The organism is Oleiphilus sp. HI0066, from assembly GCF_001635725.1.
On sequence record NZ_LWFH01001743.1, the window covers coordinates 1 to 1,398 of the forward strand.

The 1,398-nt window shown below is 45.6% G+C and carries 2 protein-coding genes; one reads left to right on the top strand and one right to left on the bottom strand.

Annotation, left to right across the window (positions count from 1 at the left end; translation table 11 throughout):
• Positions 1 to 622 (top strand): histone deacetylase (locus tag A3738_RS27155; RefSeq protein ID WP_197474081.1); only part of this gene is annotated, 622 nt, incomplete at its 5' end.
• 249 nt (positions 623 to 871) lie between these two features.
• Here A3738_RS27155 and A3738_RS27160 read toward each other — a convergent pair.
• Positions 872 to 1,225 (bottom strand): DUF6488 family protein, encoded by a 354-nt coding sequence (locus A3738_RS27160; RefSeq protein WP_068479912.1) that lies wholly within the window; start codon positions 1,223 to 1,225, stop codon positions 872 to 874.
• Between the last annotated feature and the right edge of the window lie 173 nt (positions 1,226 to 1,398).

Genomic DNA, 1,398 nt, shown 5'->3' on the forward strand with positions numbered 1-1,398 from the left:
TACTCTGTACGCTGCCGAATTAGCCATAGAGTTTGGCGTAGGCGTGCATTTGGCGGGTGGAACACACCATGCGCATTATGACTTTGGCTCTGGGTACTGTTTGCTTAACGATCTCGCGTTTGTGAGTCGCACTTTAGTTGCTCGAGGGCAAGTTCAACGTGTCTTGATCTTCGATTGCGATGTGCATCAGGGCGATGGTACCGCAGCCATACTGCAGGAAGATGAGCAGATATTTTGTTGTTCCGTGCATTGTGAAAAGAATTTTCCATTCCGCAAGCAGGAAAGCGATTTGGATGTCGGCCTCTCCGTTGGGATGCGTGACATGGAGTACCTCCATATCGTTGAGCAAACGCTCGTGCGGTTGCTCGAACACTTTCAACCCGACATTGTTTTATACGATGCAGGCGTTGATGTATGGAAAGGCGATGCGTTGGGGAACCTTAATATTTCGCTGGAAGGGATTCGCGCACGAGACGACTTAGTGCTTGAGCATTGTCTAGATCGAGCGATTCCAGTTGCTACAGTGATTGGTGGTGGCTACGACCGTGATCATGACGCGTTAGCTAGGCGACACGGCATTATTGTTCATGCGGCACAAGACGCCTTTGCACGCTTTGCATAGCACGCTTTCTCTGACATAGTTCTTTAAAAAATTTGCAGCAGCATATTCTCTTAGAAATAGGTCGTTATTTCTCAACTCTAAAAAAAATGTCGGTTCCAATCATAGTAGGTTTGGCAGATGGATGCCGACTAACGCCTGATGCACATAAGAACCAAAAAACCAGACACCCGTCAAAACGAACAAACCCCGGTATAAAAACCGGGGTTTGTCAGCGATCTGAAAGGAGGTGTTCGCACCTCCTTCGACTACTTATTGCCCCGTAAAGTTAGAAGCTAAGTACTTTCCGTTGATGGTATAGAAAATATAAAGCGTCTGATTTGCTGGGTCAGCAATCGCATCATTCTTAAATGAAACAACCCATTCAGGACCATGTCCAAACGATTTTTCTTCGACAGAGCTAGCCGTAACCTCCGCCCAAGAAGCATCGATCTTCCCTCTATTAACGAGCTTTTGAACATGTGCCGATGCTTTATCAACAGCTTGTTCGCTTGTTATTGGGTCATGTTGATGATCATGAGAATGATCATGCCCCGGCCCAGCTAAAGCAAACTGGCTGAATATGAGTACCGCACCAAGCAGTAATGTTCTAATAAAGTTAATCATAATGTCTCTCTTTAAAACTTTGTTGTTCAGTCAATTGAATCGTGATGAGTTTTAGCTGGGACTTTCATCGAACTAGCATCCATTTCCTCATGGGCATGTAAATGATTATCTGCGCTGAAACCAAAATCATCAGGATGCTGCTCGTGCGAATATCCATGCAATTGCTGCAACAG

Coding starts and splice junctions, on each gene's coding strand:
- A3738_RS27160 (WP_068479912.1), bottom strand. CDS start 1,225: ATGATTAACTTTATTAGAACATTACTGCTTGGTGCGGTACTCATATTC.